The sequence below is a fragment of the Micromonospora pallida genome, from assembly GCF_900090325.1.
Classification (GTDB): domain Bacteria; phylum Actinomycetota; class Actinomycetes; order Mycobacteriales; family Micromonosporaceae; genus Micromonospora; species Micromonospora pallida.
Window position 1 is genome coordinate 6627747 of the sequence record NZ_FMHW01000002.1, and the last position, 26918, is coordinate 6654664.

General features: G+C 73.1%; 26 protein-coding genes and 3 pseudogenes. 14 read left to right on the forward strand and 15 right to left on the reverse strand.

Translation table 11 applies throughout. The features are described 5' to 3' along the window. Nucleotides 1-16 precede the first annotated feature (16 nt). Nucleotides 17-616 carry a heme-binding beta-barrel domain-containing protein gene (locus GA0074692_RS28225; protein WP_091649685.1) on the forward strand — a complete coding sequence of 200 codons (600 nt, stop codon included), beginning with the start codon at nt 17-19 and terminating at the stop codon, nt 614-616. Between the two features lie 73 nt (nt 617-689). On the opposite strand, the gene GA0074692_RS28230 is transcribed toward GA0074692_RS28225, so the two are convergent. After that, a complete protein-coding gene (locus tag GA0074692_RS28230) occupies nt 690-1568 on the reverse strand; it encodes an aminotransferase class IV (protein ID WP_245730773.1) in 879 nt (292 codons plus the stop codon). A gap of 79 nt (nt 1569-1647) precedes the next feature. On the opposite strand from GA0074692_RS28230, the gene GA0074692_RS28235 reads away from it, so the two are divergent. The 4 genes and pseudogenes from GA0074692_RS28235 (at nt 1648) to GA0074692_RS28250 (ending at nt 5264) form a co-directional block, all read left to right on the forward strand. After that, complete coding sequence (locus GA0074692_RS28235) at nt 1648-2091, forward strand: Fur family transcriptional regulator (RefSeq protein ID WP_091649687.1); 444 nt, start codon at nt 1648-1650, stop codon at nt 2089-2091. Next, complete coding sequence (gene ygfZ / locus GA0074692_RS28240; RefSeq protein WP_091649689.1) at nt 2088-3209, forward strand: CAF17-like 4Fe-4S cluster assembly/insertion protein YgfZ; 1122 nt, start codon at nt 2088-2090, stop codon at nt 3207-3209. Before GA0074692_RS28235 ends, ygfZ begins: the two co-directional genes overlap by 4 nt. 216 nt (nt 3210-3425) lie before the next feature. After that, nucleotides 3426-4253, forward strand: coding sequence for a beta-keto acid cleavage family enzyme (locus GA0074692_RS28245; RefSeq protein ID WP_091649693.1), 828 nt, complete (start codon nt 3426-3428; stop codon nt 4251-4253). Nucleotides 4254-4306: 53 nt separating this feature from the next. Continuing rightward, nucleotides 4307-5264, forward strand: a pseudogene (locus GA0074692_RS28250) (asparaginase). A gap of 90 nt (nt 5265-5354) precedes the next feature. Here GA0074692_RS28250 and GA0074692_RS28255 read toward each other — a convergent pair. Next, nucleotides 5355-6152, reverse strand: a complete 798-nt coding sequence (locus GA0074692_RS28255) for an alpha/beta fold hydrolase (protein ID WP_091649697.1) — start codon at nt 6150-6152, stop codon at nt 5355-5357. A 128-nt stretch (nt 6153-6280) separates the two neighbouring features. Here GA0074692_RS28255 and GA0074692_RS36610 point away from each other — a divergent pair, with 128 nt between their 5' ends. The 5 genes and pseudogenes from GA0074692_RS36610 to GA0074692_RS28280 all read left to right on the forward strand — a co-directional run bounded on the left by GA0074692_RS36610 (nt 6281) and on the right by GA0074692_RS28280 (nt 10127). Further along, nucleotides 6281-7081, forward strand: a complete 801-nt coding sequence (locus tag GA0074692_RS36610; RefSeq protein WP_091649700.1) for a helix-turn-helix domain-containing protein — start codon at nt 6281-6283, stop codon at nt 7079-7081. Continuing rightward, nucleotides 7078-7743: a hypothetical protein gene (locus tag GA0074692_RS28265; RefSeq protein ID WP_091649705.1), complete on the forward strand. Its 666-nt coding sequence runs from the start codon at nt 7078-7080 to the stop codon at nt 7741-7743. The genes GA0074692_RS36610 and GA0074692_RS28265 overlap by 4 nt, the downstream gene beginning before the upstream one ends. Before the next feature lie 144 nt (nt 7744-7887). Beyond that, a complete protein-coding gene (locus tag GA0074692_RS28270; RefSeq protein WP_091649710.1) occupies nt 7888-8202 on the forward strand; it encodes a DUF2516 family protein in 315 nt (104 codons plus the stop codon). After that, a pseudogene (locus GA0074692_RS28275) lies at nt 8199-9085 on the forward strand (alpha/beta fold hydrolase). The gene GA0074692_RS28270 and the pseudogene GA0074692_RS28275 overlap by 4 nt, the downstream one beginning before the upstream one ends. A gap of 124 nt (nt 9086-9209) precedes the next feature. After that, nucleotides 9210-10127 (forward strand): SDR family oxidoreductase, encoded by a 918-nt coding sequence (locus tag GA0074692_RS28280; protein WP_091649716.1) that lies wholly within the window; start codon nt 9210-9212, stop codon nt 10125-10127. On the opposite strand, the gene GA0074692_RS28285 is transcribed toward GA0074692_RS28280, so the two are convergent. The 4 genes and pseudogenes from GA0074692_RS28285 to GA0074692_RS28300 form a co-directional block, all read right to left on the reverse strand. Next, on the reverse strand, nt 10118-11098 hold the full coding sequence (locus tag GA0074692_RS28285; protein WP_091649719.1) for a helix-turn-helix transcriptional regulator: 981 nt from the start codon (nt 11096-11098) through the stop codon (nt 10118-10120). The genes GA0074692_RS28280 and GA0074692_RS28285 overlap by 10 nt on opposite strands. Nucleotides 11099-11116: 18 nt before the next feature. After that, complete coding sequence (locus tag GA0074692_RS28290; protein WP_091649724.1) at nt 11117-11764, reverse strand: response regulator; 648 nt, start codon at nt 11762-11764, stop codon at nt 11117-11119. After that, complete coding sequence (locus GA0074692_RS28295; protein WP_425413366.1) at nt 11761-12132, reverse strand: sensor histidine kinase; 372 nt, start codon at nt 12130-12132, stop codon at nt 11761-11763. The genes GA0074692_RS28290 and GA0074692_RS28295 overlap by 4 nt, the downstream gene beginning before the upstream one ends. 318 nt (nt 12133-12450) lie before the next feature. Then, nucleotides 12451-13110 (reverse strand): annotated as a pseudogene (locus GA0074692_RS28300) (ABC transporter ATP-binding protein); the annotation flags it as partial. Nucleotides 13111-13267: 157 nt separating this feature from the next. On the opposite strand from GA0074692_RS28300, the gene GA0074692_RS28305 reads away from it, so the two are divergent. Both GA0074692_RS28305 and GA0074692_RS28310 read left to right on the forward strand, forming a co-directional pair. Further along, a complete protein-coding gene (locus GA0074692_RS28305) occupies nt 13268-14068 on the forward strand; it encodes an EI24 domain-containing protein (RefSeq protein WP_091649726.1) in 801 nt (266 codons plus the stop codon). Between the two features lie 22 nt (nt 14069-14090). Further along, complete coding sequence (locus GA0074692_RS28310; protein ID WP_091649730.1) at nt 14091-14600, forward strand: O-acetyl-ADP-ribose deacetylase; 510 nt, start codon at nt 14091-14093, stop codon at nt 14598-14600. Between the two features lie 254 nt (nt 14601-14854). On the opposite strand, the gene GA0074692_RS28320 is transcribed toward GA0074692_RS28310, so the two are convergent. The 7 genes from GA0074692_RS28320 to GA0074692_RS28350 form a co-directional block, all read right to left on the reverse strand. After that, complete coding sequence (locus GA0074692_RS28320; protein WP_245730493.1) at nt 14855-15772, reverse strand: GNAT family N-acetyltransferase; 918 nt, start codon at nt 15770-15772, stop codon at nt 14855-14857. Between the two features lie 245 nt (nt 15773-16017). After that, nucleotides 16018-17025 (reverse strand): LacI family DNA-binding transcriptional regulator, encoded by a 1008-nt coding sequence (locus GA0074692_RS28325; RefSeq protein WP_091649736.1) that lies wholly within the window; start codon nt 17023-17025, stop codon nt 16018-16020. Between the two features lie 19 nt (nt 17026-17044). Next, entirely contained in the window at nt 17045-18415 is a 1371-nt protein-coding gene (locus tag GA0074692_RS28330) for a GH1 family beta-glucosidase (protein ID WP_091649739.1), read from the reverse strand. Further along, nucleotides 18412-19245: a carbohydrate ABC transporter permease gene (locus GA0074692_RS28335; protein ID WP_091649743.1), complete on the reverse strand. Its 834-nt coding sequence runs from the start codon at nt 19243-19245 to the stop codon at nt 18412-18414. Before GA0074692_RS28335 ends, GA0074692_RS28330 begins: the two co-directional genes overlap by 4 nt. After that, nucleotides 19242-20120, reverse strand: coding sequence for a carbohydrate ABC transporter permease (locus tag GA0074692_RS28340; RefSeq protein WP_091649745.1), 879 nt, complete (start codon nt 20118-20120; stop codon nt 19242-19244). The genes GA0074692_RS28335 and GA0074692_RS28340 overlap by 4 nt, the downstream gene beginning before the upstream one ends. Before the next feature lie 109 nt (nt 20121-20229). Then, on the reverse strand, nt 20230-21537 hold the full coding sequence (locus GA0074692_RS28345) for an ABC transporter substrate-binding protein (RefSeq protein WP_091649749.1): 1308 nt from the start codon (nt 21535-21537) through the stop codon (nt 20230-20232). A gap of 178 nt (nt 21538-21715) precedes the next feature. After that, nucleotides 21716-22480 (reverse strand): maleylpyruvate isomerase family mycothiol-dependent enzyme, encoded by a 765-nt coding sequence (locus GA0074692_RS28350; RefSeq protein ID WP_091649752.1) that lies wholly within the window; start codon nt 22478-22480, stop codon nt 21716-21718. A gap of 70 nt (nt 22481-22550) precedes the next feature. On the opposite strand from GA0074692_RS28350, the gene GA0074692_RS28355 reads away from it, so the two are divergent. Continuing rightward, the gene (locus GA0074692_RS28355; protein WP_091649755.1) at nt 22551-23642 is read left to right on the forward strand and encodes a UDP-N-acetylmuramate dehydrogenase; all 1092 of its coding nucleotides are present in this window, start codon (nt 22551-22553) and stop codon (nt 23640-23642) included. 71 nt (nt 23643-23713) lie between these two features. Here GA0074692_RS28355 and GA0074692_RS28360 read toward each other — a convergent pair whose 3' ends face one another. Together GA0074692_RS28360 and GA0074692_RS28365 are read right to left on the reverse strand one after the other, a co-directional pair. Continuing rightward, nucleotides 23714-24505, reverse strand: coding sequence for an SAM-dependent methyltransferase (locus GA0074692_RS28360; RefSeq protein WP_091649759.1), 792 nt, complete (start codon nt 24503-24505; stop codon nt 23714-23716). Then, on the reverse strand, nt 24505-25269 hold the full coding sequence (locus GA0074692_RS28365) for an SDR family oxidoreductase (protein WP_091649761.1): 765 nt from the start codon (nt 25267-25269) through the stop codon (nt 24505-24507). The genes GA0074692_RS28360 and GA0074692_RS28365 overlap by 1 nt, the downstream gene beginning before the upstream one ends. Before the next feature lie 208 nt (nt 25270-25477). Between GA0074692_RS28365 and mshA the strand changes: the two genes are divergently transcribed. After that, nucleotides 25478-26842 carry a D-inositol-3-phosphate glycosyltransferase gene (gene mshA, locus GA0074692_RS28370; RefSeq protein WP_091654224.1) on the forward strand — a complete coding sequence of 455 codons (1365 nt, stop codon included), beginning with the start codon at nt 25478-25480 and terminating at the stop codon, nt 26840-26842. Nucleotides 26843-26918 lie beyond the last annotated feature (76 nt).

A 26918-nucleotide genomic window follows, 5' to 3' on the forward strand; every position in this document is an offset into this window, starting at 1 on the left:
GAACGAAGGTGGTCCGGTGAGCGACAGCGACAACCCCCTGGCCCCGCCGCCGTGGCTGAACGCGCCGCCGGTCGACCCGTACCCGTACGAGGAGAGCCACGACCTGCGGGTCGGGCCGAAGCTGCACCCGGCGGTGGACGGCCTGCTGCCGTACGTCGGGGTCTGGCGGGGTCGGGGCCGGGGCGGCTTCCCCACCATCGAGGACTTCGACTTCGCGCAGGAGATCCGGATCAGCCACGACGGGCGGCCGTTCCTCCACTACGAGTCCCGGGCGTGGATCCTCGACGAGGAGAGCCGACCGGTGCGCCCGGCCGGTCGGGAGGTCGGCTGGTGGCGACCGGTGCTCGGCGCTGACGGTCGGGCGACCGACGAGCTGGAAGCCCTGATGACCACCCCCACCGGGGTGATGGAGCTGCACATCGGGAAGCGCAAGGGCACCCAGCTCGAGTTCGTCACCGACGCCGTGGTGCGGACCGCCACCGCCAAGGAGGTGACCGCCGGTCACCGCCTCTTCGGCATCGTCGAGGGCGCCCTGCTGTACGCCCAGGACATGGCCGCCGTCGGCCACCCGCTCACCTCGCACCTCTCCGCCCGCCTCACCCGCGTCGCCGGCTGATCTCCCCGCCTTTCGCGGTTGATCGAGAGGTTTGCGTCACCCGGACCCCGGATCCCTGACGTGAACCTCTCGGTCAACCCCGCGAAGCGAGGGCCACGAGGCGGGCGGTGTGCGGGGAGGGGAAGTGGTGCAGGGGGATGCCGTCGAGGGCGCGGATCTCGGCGATTCCGCGTAGTGACGAGGTGAACCAGGCGGCGTCGGCCTCGCGCAGGTCACCGGGGGCGATCATCCGCTCCGCCGCGGTGAACCCCAGTTCCGGCGCGTGCGCCAGCAGCCAGGCGGCGGTCACGCCGGGCAGGATCCCGGTCCGTGCGGGCGGCACCGTGCAGAGGGTGTCCCCCTCCAGCCAGACCAGGTTCGCCGTCGGCCCCTCCAGGGCGTACCCGTCGGTGGAGACCCAGAGCACGTCGTCCACCCCGTTCCGGACCGCCCACCGGCGGGCGGCGCTGCTCAGCGCGTACGAGGTGGACTTGAACCCGGTCGGCAGCCAGTCCAGGGTGGCGCGGCAGTCGGCGGTGACGCCCAGCGGCAGCGTCGCCACGGAGATTCCGAGTCGACGGGCCCGTCGGGTCGGCTGCGGCACCTCGCCCAGCGTGGCGTAGACCGTCGGCGGGCCGCCGCCCTCCGGTCCCCGGGTGCAGACCAGCCGGAGCGCCCCCTCGACCTCGGCCGGCCAGTCGACGGTGATCGTGTTCAGCAGGTCGAGCAGGGCCGTGACCGGGGGAAGCCGCAGGTCGAGCCGGTCCGCCGCGTGAGCGAGTCGGGCCAGGTGTTCGCCGACCAGCCATGGTCGCCCGTCCCGCAGGTGCATGGTCTCGAAGACCCCGTCGCCGTGCAGCACCCCGAGGTCGTCGCCCCGCAGCACCGGTTCGCCGGTTGGCACGAGACCCCGGCCCAGCACCGCCACCCGGGGCGGTTCCGCCTGGTGGGTCCGCTCCGTCGTCCCGCTCAGTTCGGTCACGAACGCCGAGCGTAGCGGCGTACCGCGGTGGAGAGCCGGACCCACGCGGAGACCGATCTATGATCGGACGGTGTCCGAAGCCTCCCTCGCCGAGCTGTTGCGCTCCCGTGGGCTGCGGCTGACCCCGCAGCGGCAGTTGGTCCTGCAAGCGGTGCTGGACCTGGAGCACGCCACACCGGAGCAGGTGCATACCGCGGTCCGCGAGGTGGCCGCCGGGGTCAACATCACCACGATCTACCGCACACTGGAACTGCTGGAGAAGCTGGGTCTGGTCAAACACACCCACCTCTCGCACGGCTCGCCGACCTACCACGCCGCCGGTGAGCACCAGCACATCCACCTGGTCTGCCGGGAGTGCGGCAAGATCGAGGAGGTGCAGCCGGAGCTGCTGCGTCCGGTCGCCGACCGGTTGCTCGCCGAGCGCGGCTTCGCCGCCGACGTCGGGCACGTGGCGCTCTTCGGCATCTGCGGGGACTGTGGTAGCAGCCAGTGTGAAAGCGGGGAACAGGCATGATCGAGATCGCGGGAGCCGTACCGGTCGAGGCCATCGACACCGAGACCCGGGACCAGCCGGACCCGGCCCACCGGTCGGCCGGGGTACGCGGCGTCGCCGCCCACTACGGTGACCCGCTGCGCGAGCAGCGCACCCTCGCCACCGGGGTGGGTCTGGTCGACCGGTCGCACCGGGGCGTGGTGGCGGTGCCCGGCGAGGAACGGGCCACCTGGCTGCACACCCTGACCACCCAGCACCTGGCCGACCTGACCGCCGGCGAGGGCACCGAACTGCTCGTGCTCTCCCCGAACGGCCACGTCGAGCAGCACGCGTCGGTGGCCGAGGACGGCGACACCACCTGGTTGGACACCGAGCCGGGGGGCACCACCGGTCTGCTGACGTACCTGGAGCGGATGCGGTTCTTCAGCAAGGTCGAACCCCGGGACGCCACCGCCGAGCGCGCGCTGCTCTCCCTGGTCGGCCCGGACACCGCCGAGGCGCTCGGCGCGCTCGGCGTGACCGGGCTGGGTGAACCGGACACCCTCGCCGTGCCGGGTCCGAAGTTCGCCACCGGCTCCGTGCCGCCGCGCGCCACCGCCCGGTACGACGTCCGTCCGCTGCCCGCCGGTGGCTGGGCGCGACGTGGCCCGCTCGGCGTGGACCTGCTGGTCCCCCGGGAGTCGATGGACGATGTGGTCGGCACGCTGCGCGGCGCCGGGGTGCCGGTGGCCGGGCTGTGGGCGTACGAGGCGATGCGGGTGGCCGCCCGCCGGGCCCGGGTCGGGGTGGACACCGACCACCGGACCATCCCCGCCGAGGTGGACCTGATCGCCCCGGCCGTGCACCTGGCGAAGGGCTGCTACCGGGGCCAGGAGACGGTGGCCCGGGTGCACAACCTCGGCCGTCCGCCGCGTCGCCTCGTCCTGCTGCACCTGGACGGGGTGACCAGCGACCGGCTCCCGGCCGCCGGCACGCCGGTGACCCAGGACGGCCGGGCGGTCGGCTTCCTCGGCACCGCCGTGCAGCACTTCGAGCTGGGGCAGATCGCCCTCGCCGTGGTCAAGCGGAACGTGCCCGACGACGCCCGCCTCCTGGTCGGCGAGGCCGCGGCGGCGATCGACCCCACCCCGTCGCCGTAGCAGGCTGCCCCGGACCGCACCGCACCGCGCTGCACCGCACCGCGCTGGGGTGGTAGCAGGGGACCCCTGTTACCGCTTTTTGAGTAGTAGGGGTCCCCTGCTACCACCTCAGCCCTGCAACCACCTCAGCCCTGCAACTGGATCGACGTTCATACGACACGTTTCCCGAGTGGCGCACGAGTGACCTGGCGTGACCTGCGGTCTAGGATCGCCGACATGACAACAGGGACGTTGATCACGGTTGCCCCGACCGGTGCCGAGTCGGCCAAGGCGGAGGTGCCGGCCCTGCCGGTGACCCTCGACGAACTGCTGCTGACCGCCAAGGAGTGCGAGGCGATCGGTGCCGCCGTGATCCACGTCCACATCCGGGACGACGATGCGAAGCCCACCCTCGACCAGGGACGGCTGCGCGACACGGTGGCCGCGCTGCGGGAGAGCACCGGGCTGATCGTGCAGCTCTCCACCGGTGGCGCGGTGACCGACCCGGAGGCCGCCCGGCTGGCCGTGCTCGACGCCGGCCCGGACATGGCCTCCTGCACCATGGGGACGGTCAACTTCGGAGACGACGTCTTCCTCAACCGCTGGGAGTTCATCGTCGACCTGCACACCCGGATGCAGGAGCGCGGCGTCGTCCCCGAGTACGAGATCTTCGACCTAGGCCACCTGACCGCCCTGCAACGCCTGCTCGGCAAGTACGGGCTGCCGGCCGGCGGGCACGTGCACGTCGACTTCGTGATGGGGGTGCCGGGCGGGATGCCGGGCACCGCCGAGGCGCTGGTCGCGTGCCGCCAGGCGGTGCGGGACCTGCCGGAGGGCACCACCTTCTCGGCCACCGGCATTGGACGCAGCACCATCCCGGTGATGCTGGCCTCGCTGGCCACCGGGGGTCACCTGCGGGTCGGCATGGAGGACACCGTCACCTACGCCAGGCGGCAGCCGGTCGAGTCGAACATGCAGCTCGTCGCCCGCGCGGTCGCCGCCGCCCAGCTCGCCCAGCGTCCGCCGTTGACCCCGATCGAGGCCCGGCAGCTCCTCGGCCTGTAACCGCAGGTGGGGGCCGGGCGGCGGCGAGCGTGGCACCGGTACCGTTCCACCACGTGGGGACGACATACGCAGGTGGCGCGCTGCTCGCCGAGGTGGTCCGGTCGGGATTCGTGGAGGGCCTCCACCGGGGCTCGGTGGTGGTGCTGGACGCGTCCGGCGCGGTGCTCGCCGGCGCCGGTGACGTCGCCGGTCCGGTCTTCCCCCGGTCGGCGAACAAGCCGATGCAGAGCGTCGGCATGCTCCGGGCCGGACTGCGGCTGACCGATCCGGCGGACCTCGCCCTGGCGTCGGCCAGCCACGCCGGGGAGGAGTTCCACCTGGCCCGGGTGGCCGCGCTGCTGGCCTCCGCCGGGCTGGACGAGTCGGCGCTGGCCTGCCCGCCCGACCTGCCCCTAGACGAGGCCGCCCGGAACGCGGTGCTGTTGGCCGGCGGCGGCCCTGCCCCGATCGGGATGAACTGCTCCGGCAAGCACACCGGGATGCTGCTCACCTGCCTCGCCGCCGGCTGGCCCACCCAGGGGTACCAGCACCCGAGCACCCGTTGCAACAGCGGCTCCGGGCCACCGTCGAGGAGTTCACCGGCGAACCGGCCGCGGCGGTCGGGGTGGACGGCTGCGGGGCCCCGGTGCTGGCGGTGTCCCTGACCGGGCTGGCCCGGGCGTACCTGCGGCTGGTGCAGGCGGAACCCGGCACGCCGGAGCGGAGCGTCGCCGACGCGATGCGGGCCAATCCCGAGATCGTCGGGGCACCCGGGCGGAGGACAGCCGGCTGATGCGTGGCCTGCCGGGCACCCTCGCCAAGGTCGGCGCGGAGGGGATCATCGCCGCCGGCCTGCCCGGGGTCGGCGCGGTCGCCGTCAAGATCGACGACGGGGCGGCCCGCGCCCGGATGCCCGTGCTCGTCTCGGCGCTGCGTCGGCTCGGCCAGGACGCCCCGATCCTGTCCGAGTACGCCGAGCTTCCGCTGCTCGGCGGGGGTGTGCCGGTCGGCGTGGTCCGTCCGGTCTGGTAGTCGCACCGCAGCCCGGGGCGCCGGACGCCCTGCCGCCCGGGCGGCGACAGGGCCCCGGCCTGCGGCCCGGCCGCACGGGGGCGTCCGGGTTCAGGGGAGGAAGTCGAGCAGGGCGGCGTTGATCGGTCCGGGCCGTTCCAGCGGGAGCAGGTGGGCGGCGTCCGGTACGTCGGGGAGGCGCACCGCGTCCGGGGCGTTCGCGGCGATCAGGTCGGCGAGCCGGCTGATGTCCGGCAGGTCCGCCGCGCCGGCCGTCACCAGGACCGGCATGCGCAGTTCGGCCAGCCGTTCGACGGCGGGCGGCTCCGGTACGGTCACGTCGAGCGCGCTGAGTACGTGTTCCGTGGCGAGCGCCCGTTCGTCCATCTCCTCGGCGAAACGCAGCAGCGCGGCGTCGACGTCCGCTGGCTGCCGCTTCGGACCGACCACCCAGAACCGCACCTCGGCGGCGGCGCTGGCCGCGTAGTCGTCCGGGTCGACCTCGCCGACCAGGGCGTCCCACAGGTCGTTCGTGTCGTCGGACCACTCGTACCCGGTCACGGCGGTGCCGAGGAGCGCCAGCGCGGTGACCCGCTCCGGGTGGGTCAGCGCGGTGTCGATCGCCACCGCCCCGCCGAACGAGCAGCCGACCAGGGCCGCCCGTTCGATACCCAGCGCGTCGAGCAGGCCGACCACGTCCGTGTGGTGGGCGAAGGGGGCCGGGGGCAGTTCCGAGTCGCCGTATCCACGCAGGTCCAGGGTGATCACCCGGTGCCGGGTGGCGAGGGCGGGCACCTGCTCCCGCCACATCCGGCGGTCCGCGATTCCCGCGTGCAGCAGGAGAACCGGGGAGCCGTTGCCGGTGTCCTCGTACCCGAGTCGGGTGCCGTTCACTTCGATCATGGCCATTGGGGGACGCTATCGGACCGGCTGTGCCGCGCGGATGCGGACACCGGGGCGGAAACGATCTGAGACGTCGCTAACTCTGGTTAGCGTTCTGCTTGCAGGAGTTAGCGTCGGGGGTTAGCGTCGGAGACATGGCCACCCCGAAGGATCTGCCCCGCGACGTCGGTGTTTTCATCCGTGACCTGCGGCGCAACGCGAAGATCTCGCTCCGGCAACTGGCCGAGCAGGCCGGGGTCAGCAACCCGTACCTCAGCCAGATCGAGCGCGGCCTGCGCAAGCCCAGCGCCGAGGTGCTCCAGCAGCTCGCCAGCGCGCTGCGGGTCTCCACCCCGGCGATGTACCTGCGGGCCGGTCTGCTCGACGACCGCGAGGGGCAGGGGGTGCTTGCCGCGATCGCCGTCGACCCGGACCTGACGATGGCACAGAAGCAGTCGCTCACCCAGATCTACGAGACGTTCCGCCGGGAGAACGTCCGGCTCGCCGAGGCGACCGCCACCGCCGAGCAGGCCACCGCTGCCGCCGGCCCCACCGCCGGCACCGACCGCGAGGACGCCGTCGAGGCGGCTCCCGGCGCTCCGGCTGCCGCCGGTACCGGCCCGGCTGGCGGCCCCGCTGCCGGCACGACCCCGGACAGCCTCGCTGCCCGTGCGGCGGCGGACAACCTCGCCGGTACGGCCCCGGACAGCCTCGCTGCCCGTGGGGCGGCGGACAAGCTCGCCAGTGCGGCGGCGATGGTCAACCCGGCGGCCACCGGTCCGACCACCGACAGCGGCACCCCGACCGAGGCGGTGCTGGAGTCGGTCGCCGTTACCGAGGCCGGGCCGGCTCCCGCCCCGGGCACCCGTCCGGCCGGACGGACCCGCGTCACCAACTCCCGGAAGACCACCAAGAAGGCGACCGCCCCGGCGGTCGAGGAGGAGAATCCGTCATGACCCAGCCGAAGACCAGTCGCATCCCCGCTCCGATCTACGCCGCCGCCGGCGCCGGTGACCTGGCGCTCGAGCAGCTTCGCAAGCTTCCGTCCGTGGTCACCGACCTGGGCGTCCGGGTGGTCGCCGACCTCGGCGGAAAGGCCGTGGTGACCGGCTTCGAGCTGCGGCAGAAGGCCACCGAGACGCTGAAGACCGCCAACCTCACCGCCACCGGGCTGCGGGAGAAGGCGACCTCGGGCGACCTCGACCTGGACAAGGTGCGCGAGGCCGCCGGCCGCAACGCCGCCGTCGTGCTGGCCGGCGCCCAGGCCGCCCAGGAGCGGGCGCTGGCCGCGTACGGCGCGCTGGTCGCCCGGGGCGAGCGGGTGGTCGGCGCCGGCGTGCTGGAGGCCGCCGAGACCGTCAACGCCGACATCGAGACGACCGAGGCCAGCACGGACACCACCACCGCTTCCAAGGCGGCAGCCCCGGCAGCCCCGGCAGCCGAGGTGACCGAGGTGGTCGAGGTGACCGAGGTGGCCGCTACGCCGACCGACGTGGCCGAGGTCGCCGACGCCAAGCCGGCCACCGTCAAGCGGGCCCGGGCTACTCGGGCGAGTGCCGACACCCCGTCGGCGAAGCTGCCGAAGGCGACGAAGCGGACTCGCCCGGCCGTCGACTGAGCGGCCCGACCGCCCGCCGGGCGACCGTCGACCCCGCCCGCCCCTCGGGTACGGCACCCGGCGGCACCTGAACAGATTCACCACCGGCGACCCCGGAAGCGTCCTGTCGGACGATTCCGGGGTCGCCGGCATAAGCTTGCCGACATGGCCAACGCCGCGCCGATCTTCTTCCTCGATGTCCGCTCCGTGATCGAGCTGATCCTGCTCGTCTTCGCGCTGATCGTGCAGGGCGTCGCGCTGGTGCACGCCATCACCCAGCGCGCCGACGCGTTCCCCGCGATCGGGACCCTGCCCAAGGGCGGGTGGATCGCCATCCTGGCGGTCTGCCTGGCGCTCACCCTGCTCGGATTCGGCCCGATCAGCCTGTTCGGACTGATCGGCATCGCCGCCGGGCTCATCTACCTGCTCGACGTCCGGACGGGGCTGCGTGACCTCTCCGACGGCAAGGGTTTCTGGTGAGAGATTTCCGCTGGCCACCGCCGCCCGACGGCGGGCCACGGACGTGGGGACCGGGCCCGGGCGCGCCGCGTACCGGTCGTCCGGCCCTGCCGGAGCCGGAGACCGAGCTGGTCGCCACCCCGCACGGCGTCCGGCTGGAACGGCTGGTGACCGGGGCGGGCGACCGGACCACCGTGTTCGCGCACGGGCTCGCCAACGGCATCGCCACCACCCGACCGTTCGGCAGCGCGGTCGCCGGTCGCCGGGTCTTCTTCCAGTTCCGGGGGCACGGCCGCTCCGACACGCCCCCGGGCCGTGGAACTACCTCGACCTCGCCCGTGACCTGCGGGCGGTCGCCGACCTCAGTGGGGCGACCCAGGCCTTCGGGGCGAGCCTGGGCGCCGGGGCGCTCTGCCGGCTGCTGGTGGAGAGCCCGGAACGCTTCGAGCGGCTGGTCTTCTTCCTGCCGGCGGTGCTGGACCGGCCCCGGGACACCCGCGCCCGCCAGTGGTTGGCCGAGCTGCTGGCCGCCGTCGAGAGCGGGGAGGCGTCGGCCGTGGCGGACGTCGTCTCGGTCGAGCTGCCGCCGGCCGTCCGCAACACCCCGGCCGGCTGGGCGTACCTGCGGCAGCGGCTGGACCACCTGCTCCGGGACGGACTCGCGGCCGAGCTGGCCGGGCTGCTGGAACAGGCTCCGCTGCGGGACGCCCGGGCACTCGAAACGGTCACCGCGCCCGCCCTGGTGATCGGCTGCGCCGGTGACGACCGACACCCGGTCGAGGTCGCCGAGACGCTGGCCGGCGTGTTGCCCCAGGCCACCCTGCACGTGTACGACCGGCCGGGCGTTCTCTGGACCGACCGCGCCGACCTCCGGGACCGGATCTCGACCTTCCTCAACGACTGATCGCTTTCCACGAGCGATCGCCTTCCCGCGAGCGATTGCCTTCCCACGAGCGATCTGCTTTCCGTCGGCGATCGGCGCGGAAAAGCTGACCTGACGTGTCAGGTAACGCTGGCAGGGTCGGGGCATGACGACAAAACCACTGACCGGGAAGATTGCGTTGGTCGCCGGGGCGACACGGGGCGCCGGCCGGCAGATCGCGGTCCAACTCGGCGCGGCCGGGGCGACCGTCTACGCGACCGGCCGGAGCAGCCGGGCGGGCCGGTCCGAACTGGACCGGCCGGAGACCATCGAGGAGACCGCCGACCTGGTCACCGCCGCCGGGGGCAACGGCATCGCCGTCCGCGTCGACCATCTCGTGCCCGAACAGGTACGCGACCTGGTCGCCCGGATCGACGCCGAGCAGGGCCGGCTCGACGTGCTGGTCAACGACGTCTGGGGGGCCGACCCCCTGATCACCTGGGACACGCCGGTCTGGGAGCAGCCGCTCGACGCCGGGTTCCGTACGCTCCGGCTGGCGATCGACACCCACATCACCACCAGCCACTTCGCCCTGCCCCTGTTGATCCGCCGGCCGGGTGGGTTGGTGGTGGAGGTCGGCGACGGCACCACCGCGTACAACGCCGACAACTACCGCGACTCGCTCTTCTACGACCTCGCCAAGGTGGCGGTCAACCGGCTGGCGTTCGCGCAGGCCCACGAGCTGAAGCCGCACGGCGCCACCGCAGTCGCGCTCACCCCGGGCTGGCTGCGGTCGGAGATGATGCTGGCGCACTACGGGGTCACCGAGGAGAACTGGCGGGACGCGCTGGCGAAGGAGCCGCACTTCGCCATCTCGGAGACACCGGCCCTGGTGGGGCGGGCGGTGGCGGCCCTGGCCGCCGACGCGGACCGGGCCCGGTGGAACGGGCGGTCCGTCTCCAGCGGCGAGTTGGCCCGGGAGTACGGCTTCACCGACGTCGACGGCAGCCAGCCGGACGCCTGGCGGTACCTGGTCGAGGTGCAGGACGCCGGCAAACCGGCCGACGTCACCGGCTACCGCTGACCGTCCCGGTAGAGCGCGGCCAGCCGGTCGGCGGCGTCGGCCAGCCGGGTCCGCAGCTCCGGCGGGTCGAGCACCTCCGCCTCCGGCCCGAGCGCGAGCAGCAGGTCGTACGCCACCTCGATGGACTCGACGGGCAGCCGGGTCACCACCCGGCCCTGCCCGTCGGGTTCGCCGGCCCCCTCGACCGCCTCGTCGTACGCGAACGGGGCGTGCGCCACGTACCGCAGCGCGCGCAGGCCCGCCGGGGTGAGACGGACGGTGACCCGCTCGGCGAGCATCTGTCGGAGGAACGCCTCGGCCTGCTCCCGCCAGTACCCGCCCAGGTCGAACCGGTCGTCCCGGTCGAAGGTGTCCCCGTCCACCACCACGTCGAGCACCCGGTCCACCCGGTACGTCCGGTATCCCGTGCCGATTCGGCCGACGAGATACCAGGTGCCACTCTTGAGCACCAGCCCGTACGGCTGCACCGTGCGGTCGACCTCCTGTTCGCCGCGCCGGTACCGCAGCCGGACCACCCGGTCCCGCCAGACCGCGCCGGCCAGCTCGGCCAGCCATTCCGGCGGCGCGACGTGCCGGAACCAGCCCGGCACGTCCAGGTGGAAGCGTTGCCCGGTGCGGGCCGGCGCGTCCCGCAGCGACGGCGGGAGCGCCGCCAGCACCTTCAGTTCGGCGGCGGCGACCGCGTCGGCGAGGCCCATGTCCCCGGCCGGCCCGCGTAGGCCGGCGAGGAAGAGCGCCTCCGCCTCCTGCCGGGTCAACCCGGTGAGCCGGGTCCGGTACCCGCCGAGCAGCCGGTACCCACCGGCCCGGCCCCGGTCCGCGTAGATCGGCACCCCGGCGGCGGAGAGCGCCAGCACGTCCCGGTACACCGTCCGCTCGGAGACCTCCAGCTCCCGGGCCAACTCGGCGGCGGTCATCGCCTCCCGCGACTGGAGCAACAGGAGCAGGGAGATCAACCGGGACGCGCGCACCCGACCATCCTGCCCGGGTCACCGCCCGCCCGGCGTGAGCAGGCCCCGGTCGTACGCGGTCGCCACGGCGGCGGCCCGGTCGTTGACGCCGAGCTTGGCGTACAGGTGCAGCAGGTGGGTCTTGACCGTGGCCTCGCTGACGAACAGCCGCGCGGCGATCTCCCGGTTCGCCAGGCCCTGCGCGACCAGGGTGAGCACCTCCAGCTCCCGCTGGCTGGGTGCCTCGTGCCCCGGCTCCCGCAGCCGCCCCATCAGCCGAGCCGCCACGGTGGGGGAGAGGACCGACTCGCCGCGCGCCGCCGCCCGTACCGCCCGGACCAGCTCGTTCCGGGGCGCGTCCTTGAGCAGGTAGCCGGTGGCCCCGGCCTGGATCGCCGGGAGCACGTCGACGTCGGTGTCGTACGTGGTCAGCACCAGCACGCGGACGGTGGGGTGGGCCCGGGTCAGCCGGCGGGTCGCGGTGGCCCCGTCCATGCCCGGCATCCGCAGGTCCATCAGGACCACGTCCGGGCCCGTCGCCGCCGCCACGGCCAGCGCCTCCGCCCCGTCGGCCGCCGCGCCGACCACGACGAACCCGGGATCGCCGTCGAACATGCCGTGCAGCCCGTCCCGGACCACCGGATGGTCGTCGACGATCAGCAGCCGGATCGGCCCGTCCACGCTCATCCGGCAGCGCCGAAAGGCAGCGCCGGGACGGTGGCCGAGATGGCGGTGCCGCCACCCGGCTCGGACTCCACCGCCAGGTGGCCGCCGACGCCGGTGACCCGTTGCCGCATCGCGACCAGCCCGAATCCGCCGTCCACCGGCCCGTCGGCGGGCAGTCCGGCGAGGAGCGCGGGGTCGAAGCCTGCCCCGTCGTCGCGGACGTCCAGGGTCACCACGTCCTCCATGTACGACAGGGTCAGCCCGACCCGGGTCGCGTCCGCGTGTTTCGCCGCGTTGGTCAGCGCCTCCTGCGCGGCCCGGAGCAGGGTGACCTCGACCTGCGGGTGCAGCGGGCGGGGCGTACCGGTGGTGCGGACCTCGGCGGGCACCCCGTGCCGGGCCGACCAGGGTGTGCCCGCCGAAGAGGTCGTCCGGCCGGCGCAGGGCGGGCACCGACCCGAGCAGGGCGAGGATGGCGGCGGGCAGCGCCACCGACGGGAAGACCGCCAGTGGTTCCCGCAGGAACAGGCGGACCTCCACGCGGAGGATCCGGGCGAAGCCGGCCAGCCGGGCGGGTTTCCCGGCAGCCTGGTCCGGCCCGTTGCCCCCGGCGGCCTGGTCCGGCCCGTTGTCCCGGGCGGTCATGAGGGCGTCCGTCCCGCCTGGTCGGTCAGCTCCAGGAAGACGTCGTCCAGGCTGGACCGGCCGAGGCGCTGGGTCAACGCGGCGGCGGTGTCCAGCGCGACCACCCGGCCGGCGTCGAGCACCACGACCCGGTCGCAGAGCCGCTCGGCCTCGGCCATCAGGTGGGTGACCAGCAGTACGGTCACCCCCCGCTCGCGGAGCCGCTCGACCACCGCCCAGGTGTCCTGCCGGGCGTGCGGGTCGAGCCCGGTGGTCAGCTCGTCCAGGATCGCCACCTCCGGGTCGCCGACCAGGGCCAGCGGGATCGACAGCCGCTGCTTCTGCCCGCCGGAGAGTTTCCGGTACGCGACGTCGCGCTGCGCCCCGAGCCCCAACTCGTCGAGGAGGCGGTCGGGACGGATCGGCGCGCGGTAGAACGAGGCGTACAGGTCGAGCGCCTCGCGTACCCGGATCCGGTCCGGTAGCTGGCTCTCCTGTAGCTGTACGCCGACCCGGTGGCGCAGCCGGGACGCGTCCCCGTGCGGGTCGAGTCCGAGGACTGACACCGTACCCCCGTTCGGGACGCGTAGCCCGGCCACGCACTCGACGGTGGTGGTCTTGCCGGCGCCGTTCCTACCGAGGACGCCGAACACCTCCCCCGCCGCCACGGCGAACGAGACGTCGTGCACGGCCACCCGGTCGCCGTACCGTTTGTGCAGGTTGACCACCTCGATGGCCGGCATGACGCGCCCCTTCGCCAGGACCTTGCTCACCCCTCCATGGTCGTGGCGTCGGCCCGGCCCCGAATCGACCAGCGGGAGATGATCCGCAGCGGCTCCGGTGGAGGCGGAGAATCCACCAATCGGTGGATGTGGGCGGCGGCCACTAGGCTTCCGGTTCGTGGACACAACCAGGGTCACCGCCCCGGCGGCGAGCGCCGTCGGCCGGTTCTTCTCCGGGGTCGGGCTGCTGCTGCGCGGTCTCGCCCTGTACGCCCGCAGCCCCCGGTTGATGCTGCTCGGCATCCTGCCCGCGCTGATCACCGGTGTGCTCTTCCTGGGCGCCTTCGCCGCGCTGGTGTACTTCGTCGACGACCTGGCCGCGCTGGTCACCCCGTTCGCCGACGACTGGTCGGCGACCCCGCGCAACCTGGTACGGGTGATGGCCGGGCTGGCCCTGCTGGGGATCGGCGGCCTGGTCGGGGTGCTCACCTTCACCGCGGTCACCCTGGTCGTCGGTGACCCGTTCTACGAGAAGATCTCCGAGCGGGTCGAGCAGCGGTACGGCGGCACCCCCGGCGAGGTGGAGGTGCCGTTCTGGGGGTCGCTGCGCCGCAGCGTCGTCGACTCGCTGCGGCTCGTCGCGATCTCGGTGCTGATCGGCATCCCACTCTTCGTGGCCGGGTTCATCCCGGTGGTCGGGCAGACGGTCGTCCCGGTGGTCGGGGCGGTCATCGGCGGCTGGGTCCTCGCCCTGGAACTGGTCGGGGCGCCCTTCTACCGGCGCGGTATGCGCCTGCCGGACCGCCGTCGCGTACTCCGGGCCGACCTGCCGACCTCGCTCGGCTTCGGCGTGGCGGTCTTCGTCTGCTTCCTGATCCCGCTCGGCGCGGTGCTGATCATGCCCGCTGCGGTGGCCGGCGCGGCACTGCTCACCCGGCGCATCCTCGGCCAGCCCATCGAGGAAGCGGCCCGGCCGTGAAAATCGAGGAGGTGGCCCGGCCGTGAGAATCGACCTGGTCGAGGGAGACATCACCAGACAGCAGGTGGACGCCGTCGTCAACGCCGCGAACTCGTCCCTGCTCGGCGGCGGCGGCGTCGACGGCGCGATCCACCGCCGGGGCGGGCCGGCCATCCTCGCCGAGTGCCGGGCACTGCGCGCCTCCCGCTACGGTCGCGGTCTGCCGACCGGGCAGGCGGTCGCCACCACCGCAGGGAACCTGCCCGCCCGGTGGGTGGTCCACACCGTCGGCCCGGTCTTCTCGGCCGCCGAGGACCGCTCGGCGCTGCTGCGCGATTGCTACGCCAACAGCCTCCGGGTCGCCGACGAACTGGGCGCGACCGTGGTCGCCTTCCCGCTGATCTCGGCCGGGATCTTCGGTTGGCCGGTCGAGGATGCCGTCGGGCAGGCGCTGTCGGTGCTGCGCGCCGCGACCCCGACCACCGTCACCGAGGCCCGGCTGGTGCTCTTCGGCGTCGACACCTTCCGCACCGCCCAGCGCGTAGCCACCTGACCGCCGCCCCGCCGGCGCCAGGCCGGGCGGTCCAGGCGGGCGGCCCAGGCGGTCCAGGCGGGGCGGTCCAGGCGGGCGGTCCGGGCGGTCCGGGCGGTCCAGGCGGGCGGCCCAGCCGATCCGGGCGGTCCGGGGGTCCAGGCGGGGCGGTCCAGGCGGTCCAGGCGGGGCGGTCCAGGCGGTCCAGGCGGGGCGGTCCGGGCCGGGGGTGGAGGGCTGCGCGCGGGCGCGCAGCGTTGTCCTGACCGGCCGGTTCAGCCCCCCGCCGGCAGGTCGCGCAGGCAGGACCAGAGCGTGGCGACCGGCTGGTAGCCGAGGCGCGCGTTGACCGCCAGCATCGGCGCGTTCGCCTCGTCGTTCGAGGTGAACGCGCGGGTCACGCCGCTGGTACCGGCCCGGTGCAGCGCCGCGAGCTTTGCCAGCCGGGCCAGCCCCCGTCCCCGGTACGCCGGCAGCGTGGCGGTCATGTCCGACCACATCCGATCACCGTCCCGCTTGACCAGACTGAACGCGACCAGTTCGCCGTCGACCTCCACCGCCGTGCTGGCGTGGCGGTCCAGCCCGACGTTGTTCCAGACCTCGTAGCACCAGTTCTCGTAGCTGAGGGCGTCGGAGGCCACGTCCTCCGGCTCGTCCGCGCTCGCCGCGGCGTATGTCGTGTACAGGCGGCGCGGTTCCAGTTTGGTCAGCGTGGGTGTCCGTACCCCGGCGGGAAGGGCCGGCGCCGGTGGTGGCGTCCGTAGGTCGAGCAGGGCGTAGCGGAGTGCCCGGCTCGGGGTGAAGCCGCGCTTCTCCGCGAACGGCAGCGAGTCGACCGATACCCATGTGCGCAGCCGGTGGAGGCCGAGCGGCGCGAGGTGGTCCAGGGCCGCGTCCAGCAGGGCGGTGCCCAGCCCACGCCCACGGTGCCCGGGATGGACGTGCAGCATGGCGATCTCCCCGGAGCCCGTCGCCGACGTGCGGACGTTCCGGTACGCCGACACCCAGCCGACGACCGTCGAGTCGACCTCGGCCACGAAGGCGGTCCACTCCTCCCCGGGCGGGGGTTCGCTGATCATCTGGCGGGTCGACTCGACGCCCCGGACCAGGTACGGGTGGACGACCGCGCGGAGCGCGACGACGCCCGCCGCGTCGTCGGGACGGGCGGTGCGGACCAGGTCGGGAGCAGTCACCCCGGTACGGTACGGCCCGCCCACGCCCCGAGCCACGGCATTTCCCGCCCGCGCCCGGGCCCGCCCGCGCCCCGGGCGGGCCGCCCTCCCCCTCGGCCGCCCCTCGGCCCACATGATCCACACGACTTGCGGCATGTCGGGGTGTCGCCCGGCCCGGAGACCCCGACATGCCGCATGTCGAGGCGCGGCCAGCCCGAGGAGGCGGCCGAGGGAGGCCGAGGAGGCGGGGGCCGGGGCGGGGAGGGTCAGGCGGAGGCGCGCAGCACCAACTCGGTGGGGAGGATCAGGGCCGGCTCGACGGTCTCGCCAGCGGCGATGCGCAGCACCTGACGGGTGCCGGCCCGGCCGAGTTCCAGGATCGGCTGCCGGACGGTGGTCAGCGGCGGCTCGGTGTAGGCGGCCGTCTCGATGTCGTCGAAGCCGATCACGGCCACGTCCGCCGGCACCCGCCGGCCCGCCTCGCGGAGCGTCCGTAGGGCGGCGTGCGCCATCAGGTCGCTGGCCGCGAAGACGGCGTCCAGGTCGGGGTGCTCGGTGAGCAGCGTCCGCATCGCCGCCGCCCCGGACTCTCGGGTGAAGTCGCCGTACGCGACCAGCTCGGGCAGCCCGGCGGCGGCGACGGTGTCCCGGTAGCCGGTGAGTCGTTCGATGCCGGCGACCATGTCCTGCGGGCCGGCGATGGTGGCGATCCGCCGCCGGCCGTTCTCGATCAGGTACCGCACCGCCCGGGTCACCCCGCCGACATGGTCGACGTCGACGTACGGGACCGGGGAGTCGCCGAGCCCCCGGCCGCTGGACACCACCGGGATCCCCAGCCGGGCGAGGCGGGCGGGGAGCGGGTCGGCGCCGTGCAGCGAGGCGAAGAGCACCCCGTCGACGTGGCGCCCGGTGGTGTACCGCTCCACCCGGTCCCGCCCGGCCGGTGAGCCGGCGAGCATCAGCACGAGCTGCTTGTCGGCGGCCTCCAACTCCTGGCTGACCCCCCGGATGATGCCGGGGAAGACCTGGTCGTCGGAGAAGACCCGGGTGGCCGCCTCCGGCATGATCAGCGCGATCGAGTCGGTCCGCTGGGTGACCAGGCTGCGGGCGGCCAGGTTCGGCACGTACCCCAGCTCGGCCACGGCCTGGTGCACCGCGGCCCGAATCGGCTCGGCGACCGTGGTGGAGCCATTGACCACCCGCGACACGGTCGCCCGCGACACCCCGGCCCGCCGGGCCACCGCCTCCAGCGTGGGTCGCTGCGCCGTCGTCATCCCTGTCACCACCGCCTCGTCACAGCCCGTTCCGGGAGATCACCTCCTGGTACCACCGGGCGCTGGCCTTCGGTGTGCGCCGCTGGGTCAGGTAGTCGACGTGGACGATCCCGAACCGCTTCCGGTACCCCTCGGCCCACTCGAAGTTGTCCAGCAACGACCATACGAGATAGCCCCGCAGGTCCACGCCGCGGCTGATCGCCTCGTGCGCCGCCCGCAGGTGCCCGTCGAGGTAGGCGATCCGGTCGTCGTCGGCCACCTGCCCGTCCTCGGTGCGGGCGGTGTCCGGGAACGCCCCGCCGTTCTCCGTGATCATGAGCGGTACGCCGGGGTAGTCGGTGGCGATCCGCTCCAGCACCCGGGTCAGACCGGCCGGCTCGACCAGCCAGCCCATGTCGGTGAGGGTTCCGGTCGGCGGCAGGAACTCCACCACCCCCTCGGTGCCCGGGTACGTCCCGTCGTCCCCGTCCGCGCCGGGCCGCCCGGCCACGTAGGTCGGCTGGTAGAAGTTCAGCCCGAGCAGGTCGATCGGGGCGGCGATGAGCTTCTCGTCGCCGTCGCGGACGAAGGTCGGCTCGACAAACCGGGCGACGTGTTCCAGCATGTCCTCCGGGTAGCCGGCGCGCAGCAGCGGATCCAGGAAGATCCGGTTCTGCAACCCGTCGACGAGGCGTACGGCGGCGGCGTCGGCGGCGCTGGTCGGGTCGGCCGGCTGGACGTCGGCCGGGTTGAGGGTGATCGAGATGGTCTCCGCGCCGGCCGCGCGCAGCGCGCGGGTCGCCAGGCCGTGCCCGAGCAGCAGGTGGTGGACGGCGGTGAACGCGGCACCCGGATTCCGTACGCCGGGGGCGTGCACCCCGCTGCCGTAGCCGAGGTACGCCGAGCACCACGGCTCGTTGAGCGTGGTCCAGGTGCGCACCCGGTCGCCGAGGCGGGCGTACACCGCGGTGGCGTACTCGGCGAAGTGCTCGGCGGTCTCGCGGTTGGTCCAGCCGCCCCGGTCCTCCAGGGTCTGCGGCAGGTCCCAGTGGTAGAGCGTGACGATCGGGTCGATGCCCCGCTCGGCGAGGGAGTCCACCAGCCGGTCGTAGAAGTCCAGGCCGCGCGGGTTGACCGGGCCGGTGCCGTCGGGCCGGATCCGGGGCCAGGCGACGGAGAAGCGGTACGCCCGCAGCCCCAGCTCCGCCATCAGCGCCACGTCGTCGCGGTGCCGGTGGTAGTGGTCGCAGGCCACGTCGCCGGTGTGCCCCTGGAAGACCTTCCCCGGCGTACGGCTGAAGGTGTCCCAGATCGACGGAGCGCGGCCGTCGTCGTGGGCCGCGCCCTCGATCTGGTACGCGGCGGTGGCCGCTCCCCAGACGAAGTTCTCGGGAAATCGCAACGCTTTCACGCCTTGACCGCACCTTCCATGATTCCGCCGATGATCTGGCGGCCGAACAGGACGAAGACGAGCAGCAGGGGCAGGGTGGCGATGGCCGTCCCGGTGAACACCTGGGACATGTCCTGGTAGTACCCGTCCGACAGCGCCCGCAACGATAGTTGCACGGTCGGGTTCTCCGGGTCGTTGAGTACCGCGTACGGCCAGAGGAAGTCGTTCCAGGTGGTCATGAAGGTGAGCAGCCCCAGCACCGCGGCGGCCGGCCGGAGCGCGGGCAGCACCACGTTCCAGTAGATCCGGGCGGTGTTGCAGCCGTCCACCCGGGCTGCCTCGATCAGCTCGGTGCTGACCGCCTGGCCGGCGTACTGCCGCATCATGAACACGCCGAAGCCGGTGACCAGGGCCGGGACGATTACCGCGGGCAGCCGGTCGTTCCAGTTCAGCTTCGTCATGAGCAGGTAGAGCGGGATGACGCCGAGCTGGGTGGGGACCATCATCGTCGCCACGATCACCAGCAGCAGCGCGTTGCGTCCCCGGAAACGCAGCTTGGCGAAGGCGAACCCGGCCAGGGTGGAGAAGAACACCACCGAGACGGTGACCGTGGTGGCCACGATCGCCGAGTTGATCAGCCCGGTCAGGAAGTACGCGTCGGTGTTGGAGAACAGCCGGGCGATGTTCGCGCCGAGGTTGCCGCCCGGGGTGACCGGGGGCGGGACCTGCCCCATCGCGTCGCTGGAGCGGCTGGCCACCACGAACATCCAGTAGATGGGGAAGATCGACATGAGGCCGGCGACGATCAGCGCCGCGTAGGTGAGCCGGCTGGCCGACCAGAGCCGGTTCATCGGCCGCCCTCCTTCTTCCGGCCGCCGCCGGCGAGCCGGCGCAGCATCAGTACGTTGATCGCCGCCACGACCGCGATGAGCGCGAAGAGCAGCCAGGCCACCGCAGAGCCGTAGCCGAAGTTGTAGTGGGGGGCGAAGGCGTTCTCGAACATGTACATGGTCACCGTCTGCGACTCCCGCAGCGGTCCGCCCCGGATCGGGTTGGTGCCGGAGTGGAACAGACGCGGCTCGGTGAAGAGTTGCAGCCCGCCGATGGTGGAGATGATGACGGTGAAGATGATGGTGGGCTTGAGCAGCGGCACGGTGATCGACCAGAACTGCCGGACCCGGTTGGCCCCGTCGATCGCCGCCGCCTCGTACAGGTCGCGGGGGATGGCCTGCATCGCGGCCAGGAAGATCAGCGCGTTGTAGCCGGTCCACCGCCAGTCGACCATGGTCGAGATGGCCACCCAGGAGGCGAACCGGTCGGACTTCCAGGCGACCGGGTCGACGCCGACCAGGTCGAGCAGCCAGTTGACCATGCCGAACTCGCGGCCGAAGAGCACCCCGAAGACGATCGCCACGGCGGCGGTCGACGTCACGTTCGGCACCAGCACCGCCATCCGGAACATGGTCCGGGCCCGCAACTGGCGGTTGAGCAGGTTCGCCAGCCAGAGCGCGGCGAGCAGTTGCGGGACGGTGGAGATGACGAAGATGCCGAGGGTGTTGACCACCGCGTGCCAGAAGTCCGCGTCGGCCATCAGCCGGCTGTAGTTCTCCGCGCCCACGAACGCGTGCTCGGTGCCGAGCAGGTCCCAGTCGTGCAGCGACACCCAGAACGTGTAGCCCAGCGGGTAGAGCCCGAAGACCCCGAAGAGCAGGAAGAACGGCGCGATGTAGACGTACGGCGACCAGCGCTGGTCGAGCCGGCTGAGGCGTACCCCTTTCGGCGGCCGGTCCGGTGGGGCACCGGGACCCCCACCGGTGGCCGTTCGAGTCCGACGGTCACTTGTCGGCGGCCTTCTTGGCGTTGTTCACCGCGTCCTTCCAGCCCTCCTCGGGGCTGCGCTGACCGAGCTCGACGGTGCGGACGGCGTTCTCCACCTCGGTCCGGACCGCCTGGTTCTTCGGACCCATGTAGACCGGCTTCAGGGTCTTGGCGCCCTCGGCGAAGATCTGCCCGACCGGGGCGTCGGAGAAGTACGGGTTCTTCGAGTCGACGATCGCCGGGTCGGCGAGGGCCTGCGGGGACGACGGCAGCGGGCCCTTGGCCTTGAACGCGCCGATCTGCCCCTTGGCGCTGGTCAGGAACTTGGCCAGCTCGATCGCCTCCGCCTGGTGCTTGCTCTGCTTGGGCACGGCCAGGTGCGAACCGCCCCAGTTGCCGCCGTCGCCGGGCACCCGGGCGATGTCCCACTGGCCCTTGGCGGTCGGGCCGGCGTTGCCCTCGATGACCCCGGTCATCCAGGCCGGGCAGGCGATGGTGGCGAACTTGGCCTGCTTGAAGGCGGAGACCCACTCCTCGGACCAGGATCCGTACTTGCCGGACAGGCCGGAGTCGACGATGTCCATGGTGGTGTCCCAGGCCTGCCGGACCGCCGGGTTGCTGTCGACGACCAGCTTGTCGCTGGTGTCGTAGTAGTGGTAGCCCGGCCCGCCGCCGGCGGTCTGGAGCACGATGGTGTTGAAGATGTTGGTTCCCGCGTCGAGGAAGGACGCACCGGTCTTCTTCGCGGTGAACTGCTCACCGACGCGGATGTAGTCGGCCCAGGTCGGCCAGAGCTTGGACACCTCGTCCCGGGCGGTGGGCAGGCCGGCCTTGGCGAACAGGTCCTTGCGGTAGCACATCGCCATGCCGCCGACGTCGGTGCCGAGGCCGATCAGGTGCTTGCCGTCGGCGGTCAGGCCCTGGTTCCACTTCCACTCCAGGAAGTTGCCCTTCAGCGCGTCGGCACCGTGGTCGAGGAGGTTGACGAAGTGCTGGGGGTTGGCCTTGTACTCGACCATCAACCCCTCCTCGATGGCGACCACGTCCCCGGCACCCTTGCCGGCGGCCAGCCACTGGGTGAGCTTGGGGGAGTACTCGTCGAGGTTGCCGCCGGTGCCCCGTTCGACGATCTTGATGCCGGGGTGGGTGGACTCGTACTCCCGGTACAGCTCCTCGTAGCCGAACTGGCCGAAGACATCGACGGTCAGCGTGATCGGACCGCCCTCGGCGGGCTCGTCGCTCCCGCCGCAGGCGGTGGGCGCGAGCAACGCGGTGGCCGCCACCAGGGCGACCGCCGCGAGGCGGCGGCGTGGCATGACACCCATCTGTATCGGACCCCTCTCAGGTTGGTGTGTGCTGCGGCGTGGGGTGGGTATGTGAAAGCGCTGGGAGAGCGCTCTCACGCAAGGGTGGTGGGTGTACCGGATGCTGTCAAGAGAGCGCTCTCAGTCGTATGCCGAAAAAGCGGGGGCGGACCGCCCCCGCTTCGTCACCACCCGACGATCAGCCCACCCGCAGCCCCGCCAACAGGGAGTGGTCCCCGGTCACCTCCAGGGTGCCGAAGTCCACCCGTCCCCACAGCGCCAGCAGCAGGTCGCTGGCGGTGCCCACCGCGTGCGCCCGCGCGTGGTGGTCGTCGTGGTCGAGGATGGTGCCGGTGTCCAGCAGCGCCACCCCCTCGCCGCGCAGCCGCAGGAACCACTCCTGCCCGGCGTCCGTCGCCACCAACTGCGCCACGCCACGCCACTGGCCGGGCGTCGGGCGGCGACCCGCCGGCAGGAAGGTGTCCAGCACCTCGCTCACCCCGTCGGCCGCGAGCTTCGCCTCGACCGGCTCGCCGGCCGCGATGGCGAGCTGGGCGTCCCAGCGGTGCATCGCGGTCTCGTGCGCCAGCCGCCGCAGCCAGAAACCGGCCCGCTTCGGCTGCGGCGCCCAGTTCCAGGCCGGCACCTCCGGGTCCAGGCCGTCGAAGAGCGCCATCAACCGGTCGTACGACTCCTGCCAGACCCGCAACGGGGTGGAGTCGGCGGGCACCTCGGCTCGCTCCGGGCGAGGTGCCGCCGGTGCGGTGGCCTGACCCGCGCTGACCCGCTCGTGCGCGAACCGGTAGACCCCGGCGAGGTGCAGGACGAGATCGGTGACCGTCCAGCCGGGGCAGGAGAGGACGGGTGTCTCCGGCGGCGCCTCGCCCGCGGCGGCAGCGAACGCCGGGCCCTCCGTCCGGAGCGCGCCAATCCAGAAATCCTTGCTGACGTGCGGTCTGCTCATCGCGATCCTCCCGGGGTGACCGTGCCACCTGTGCCGCGCCACGGTTGTTCCCCAGCCTAGGGTGAAAGGCGTGCCAGACGTCTACGCCCAGCCGACAGCCGACACCGATTCCGCCGACGACCGTTCCCTGGCGAGATACACCACGCTGCGGCTCGGTGGTGCGGCGAGCCGGCTCGTGACCGCTGCCAGCGCCGAGGAGATCGTACAGAGGGTGCGCGAGGCGCACCGGAGCGAAGAACCGGTCCTCCTGCTCGCCGGGGGCAGCAACGTGGTGATCGGGGACGTCGGGTTCGACGGCACCGTCGTCCTGGTCCGCTCCCGGGGGTTCCAGGTCGTCGCCGAGGACGCCGACACGGTCACCCTCCGGGTCTCCGCCGGTGAGCCCTGGGACGACCTGGTCGCCACCACTGTCGCCAACGGCTGGTCCGGGGTGGAGTGCCTATCCGGCATCCCCGGTTCGGCCGGCGCCACCCCGATCCAGAACGTCGGCGCGTACGGCCAGGAGGTCGCCGAGACGGTCACCGGCGTCCAGGTGTACGACCGCCACGAGGGCAGCGTCAGCCGGATCGACGCCGCCGACTGCGGGTTCGCGTACCGGTCCAGCGTCTTCCGGTACAGCGACCGCTGGGTGGTGCTCTCCGTCGACTTCCGGCTGCACCGCTCGCCGCTGTCCACCCCGGTCCGCTACGCCGAACTGGCCCGGGCGCTCGGCGTCGAGGTCGGCGACCGGGTGCCGCTGGCCGACGCCCGGGACACGGTCCGCCGGCTGCGCGCCGGCAAGGGCATGGTGCTCGACCCGACCGACCCGGACACCCGCTCGGTGGGTTCCTTCTTCACCAACCCCGTACTGCACCGGACCGCGTACGAGCTGCTCCGGGAGCGCGCCACCGACCTGGGCGAGCCGCCGTCCTGGCCGGGCGAAGGGGACGTGGTCAAGGTCAGCGCTGCATGGCTGATCGACAAGACCGGCTTCGGCAAGGGCCACCCCGGCCCGGAGGGGGTGGCGATCTCCGGCAAGCACACCCTGGCGCTCACCAACCGCTCCGGCACCGCCAGCACCACCGCCCTGATCACCCTGGCCCGGCAGATCCGTGACGGGGTGCACGACCGCTTCGGCGTCACCCTGCACCCGGAACCCGTCCTGGTCAACTGCGTCCTCTGAGCCACCCGCGGCACGCTGAGGTGGTAGCAGGGGTCCCCTGTTACCGCTATTTGAGTAACAGGGGACCCCTGCTACCAACCGGCGGGGGCCACGGCGGACCACGGGACGGTCAGCTCGCCGAGTCGCCAGCGGCGGGGACGGTCCAGCACCGGCCAGCCCGCCTCGCGTAGGCCTGCCACCGTTCGCAGCCAGCGTTGCCGGGGGCCGAAGGGCGCGTACGCCGCCGCCGTCCGCCAACCGTCGTCGAGCGCCCGGATCAGGTCGTGCACCCGCTCGCCGGGGACGTTGCGGTGGATCAGCGCCTTGGGCAGCCGCTCCGCCAGGGTGGCCGGAGTGTCCAGGGTGCCCAGCCGCGCGGCCAGGGTCAGTGAACGCGGCCCGTCGGCGTCGAGCAGCACCCAGCCCCCGAGCCGGCCCAACTCGTCGCAGGTCCCCTCGACCAGCAACCCACCCGGGGCGAGCGCGGCGGTCATCGTCCGCCAGGCGGCGGCGACCTCGTGCTCGTCGTACTGGCGGAGCACGTTGAACGCGCGGACCAGGGCGGGCCGGAGCCCGGCCAGCTCGAACCCGCCCCGGGCGAAGGTGAGCCCGGGCGGGTCGGCGGCGGGCGCGGCGGCGGCCACCCGCGCCGGGTCGATCTCCAACCCGACCAGCCGTACGTCGGCGCGTACCCCGGCGGCCAGCCGGGCCCGCAGTTCGACGGCGGTGATCGGCGTCGCGCCGTAACCCAGGTCGACCACCAGCGGGTCGGCTGCCGCGTGGAGCCGGTCACCGCAGGTCGCGACGATCCAGTTGTCCACCCGGCGGAGCCGGTTCGGGTTGGTCGTCCCCCGGGTGACCACGCCCTGGGGCCGCTGTGCCACTAGCTCGCCCGGTGCACCTTGTGCTGGGCGGCCTGGGCCAGCGGACGGACCACCAGACGGTCGACGTTGACGTGCTGGGGTCGGGTCGCGCACCAGGCGATGCAGTCCGCGACGTCCTCGGCGACCAGCGGCTCGGCCACCCCGGCGTAGACCGCCGCTGCGGCCTCTTCGTCGCCGCCGAACCGGGTCAGGGAGAACTCGTCGGTCTTCACCATGCCCGGATCGATCTCGACCACCCGGATCGGCCGGCCGCAGAGTTCCAGCCGGAGCGTGCCGGCCACCGCGGTCTGCGCGTGCTTCGCCGCGGCGTACCCGCCGCCGCCCTCGTAGACGACGAGGCCGGCGGTGGAGCTGACGATGACGATGGTGCCGGCGCCGGAGCGCTCCAGCGCGGGCAGAACCGCCTTGGTCACCCGGAGCGTGCCGAGCACGTTCACGTCGTACATCCACTGCCAGTCGCCGACCGAGCCGGACTCCACCGGGTCGAGCCCGCGGGCGCCCCCGGCGTTGTTGACCAGCAGGGTGACCGGCCCGGGGGCCTGGTCGACGGCGGCGGCCAGCCCGGCGACCGAGTCGTCCGAGGTGACGTCGCAGGTGACGGCGGTGGCCGAGCCACCGGCCGCGACGATCCCGGCGACCAGGTCGGCCAGCCGGTCGGCGCGGCGGGCGACGGCGAGCACGTGGAAGCCCTCGGTGGCGAGCCGGCGGGCGGTGGCCGCCCCGATCCCGCTGGACGCTCCGGTGACGATGGCGACTGGGGTCATCCGGTCATTGTCGTCCCTCGGGCGCGGGGGACGCCCCGGCGCGGCCCTGCCGGCGTCGGATGACCTGCGTCACCGATGAGGTCCGTCACGCTCGCTGGTTGCCGCGACACATTTCCCGGCGCTGATCGGGAAGATGGGATTCGGCGTGCGGGTTGACCGAGGAGCGCCGGTCGTGCGGACGGCATTCACCGTGGCTGAGGGAGCGGACGTGGCGGAAATGCACACCGGTGTCGGTCGTCAGCGGGGTATCCGGCCGTGGCCGCGGCCCCGACGAATCGCCACGATCTCCGTACACACCTCGCCGCTGCACCAACCGGGCACCGGCGACGCGGGCGGGATGAACGTCTACATCGTGGAGGTCGCCCGTCGGCTCGCCGCAGCCGGTGTCGAGGTCGACATCTTCACCCGGGCCACCTCCGGCGACCTGCCACCGGTGGTCGAGATGGCGCCCGGTGTGCACGTCCGGCACGTCACCTCCGGTCCGCTGGAGGGGCTCACCAAGGAGGAACTTCCCGGCCAGCTCTGCGCCTTCACCGCCGGGGTGCTGCGCACTGAGGCGGCCCGCCCGCCCGGCTGGTACGACCTGATCCACTCCCACTACTGGCTCTCCGGACAGGTCGGCTGGCTGGCCAAGGAACGCTGGGGGGTGCCGCTGGTGCACACCGCGCACACCCTGGCCAAGGTGAAGAACCTCCAGCTCGCGGCGGGAGACCGGCCCGAGCCGAAGGCCCGGGTGATCGGCGAGGAGCAGGTCGTCGCCGAGGCGGACCGACTGGTCGCCAACACGCGGGTGGAGGCGCACGACCTGATCGGGCGGTACGACGCCGAATCGGCCCGGGTCACCGTGGTCGAGCCCGGCGTCGACCTGGACCGCTTCCGGCCCGCCGTGGGTGACCCCGTCCTGGCCCGGCACGCCGCGCGCCGTCGGCTGGGCCTGCCCACCGAGGGGTACGTGGTCGCCTTCGTCGGCCGGATCCAACCGTTGAAGGCCCCGGACGTGCTGGTCCGGGCGATCGCCGCGCTGCGGGACCGGGACCCGCTCCTCGCCGGTGAGGTGACCGTGGCCATCGTGGGTGGTCCGAGTGGGAGTGGCCTGGACCGGCCGACCTCGTTGATCGAGCTGGCCGCCACCCTCGGAGTCGCCGACCGGGTCCGCTTCCTGCCGCCGCGCACCGGGAACGACCTGCCGGCCCTGTACCGGGCCGCCGACCTGGTCGCGGTGCCGTCGTACAACGAGTCGTTCGGGCTGGTGGCCCTGGAGGCGCAGGCCTGCGGGACCCCGGTGGTGGCGGCGGCGGTCGGCGGCCTGGTCACCGCGGTCCGCCACCAGGTCAGCGGGGTTCTGGTCGACGGGCATGACCCGGCCGACTGGGCCGACACGATCCGGCAGCTCCTGCCCGACCGGCCCCGGCTGACGACGCTGTCCCGGGGCGCGGTACGGCACGCCGCGCACTTCTCCTGGGACCGGACGGTGCACGGGCTGCTCGCCGTCTACCAGGAGACCATCGCCGACTGCCGGAACCGGCTCACCTCCGAACTGGCCGCCGACGGCGCGGTGCTCTCCTGCGGCTGAATCCTCGCGCCCGGTCGTCGGCGCCGATTCCGCCCAGACCTCCACGTCGACCCGGCCCGGTCGTCGGGCTGGCCGC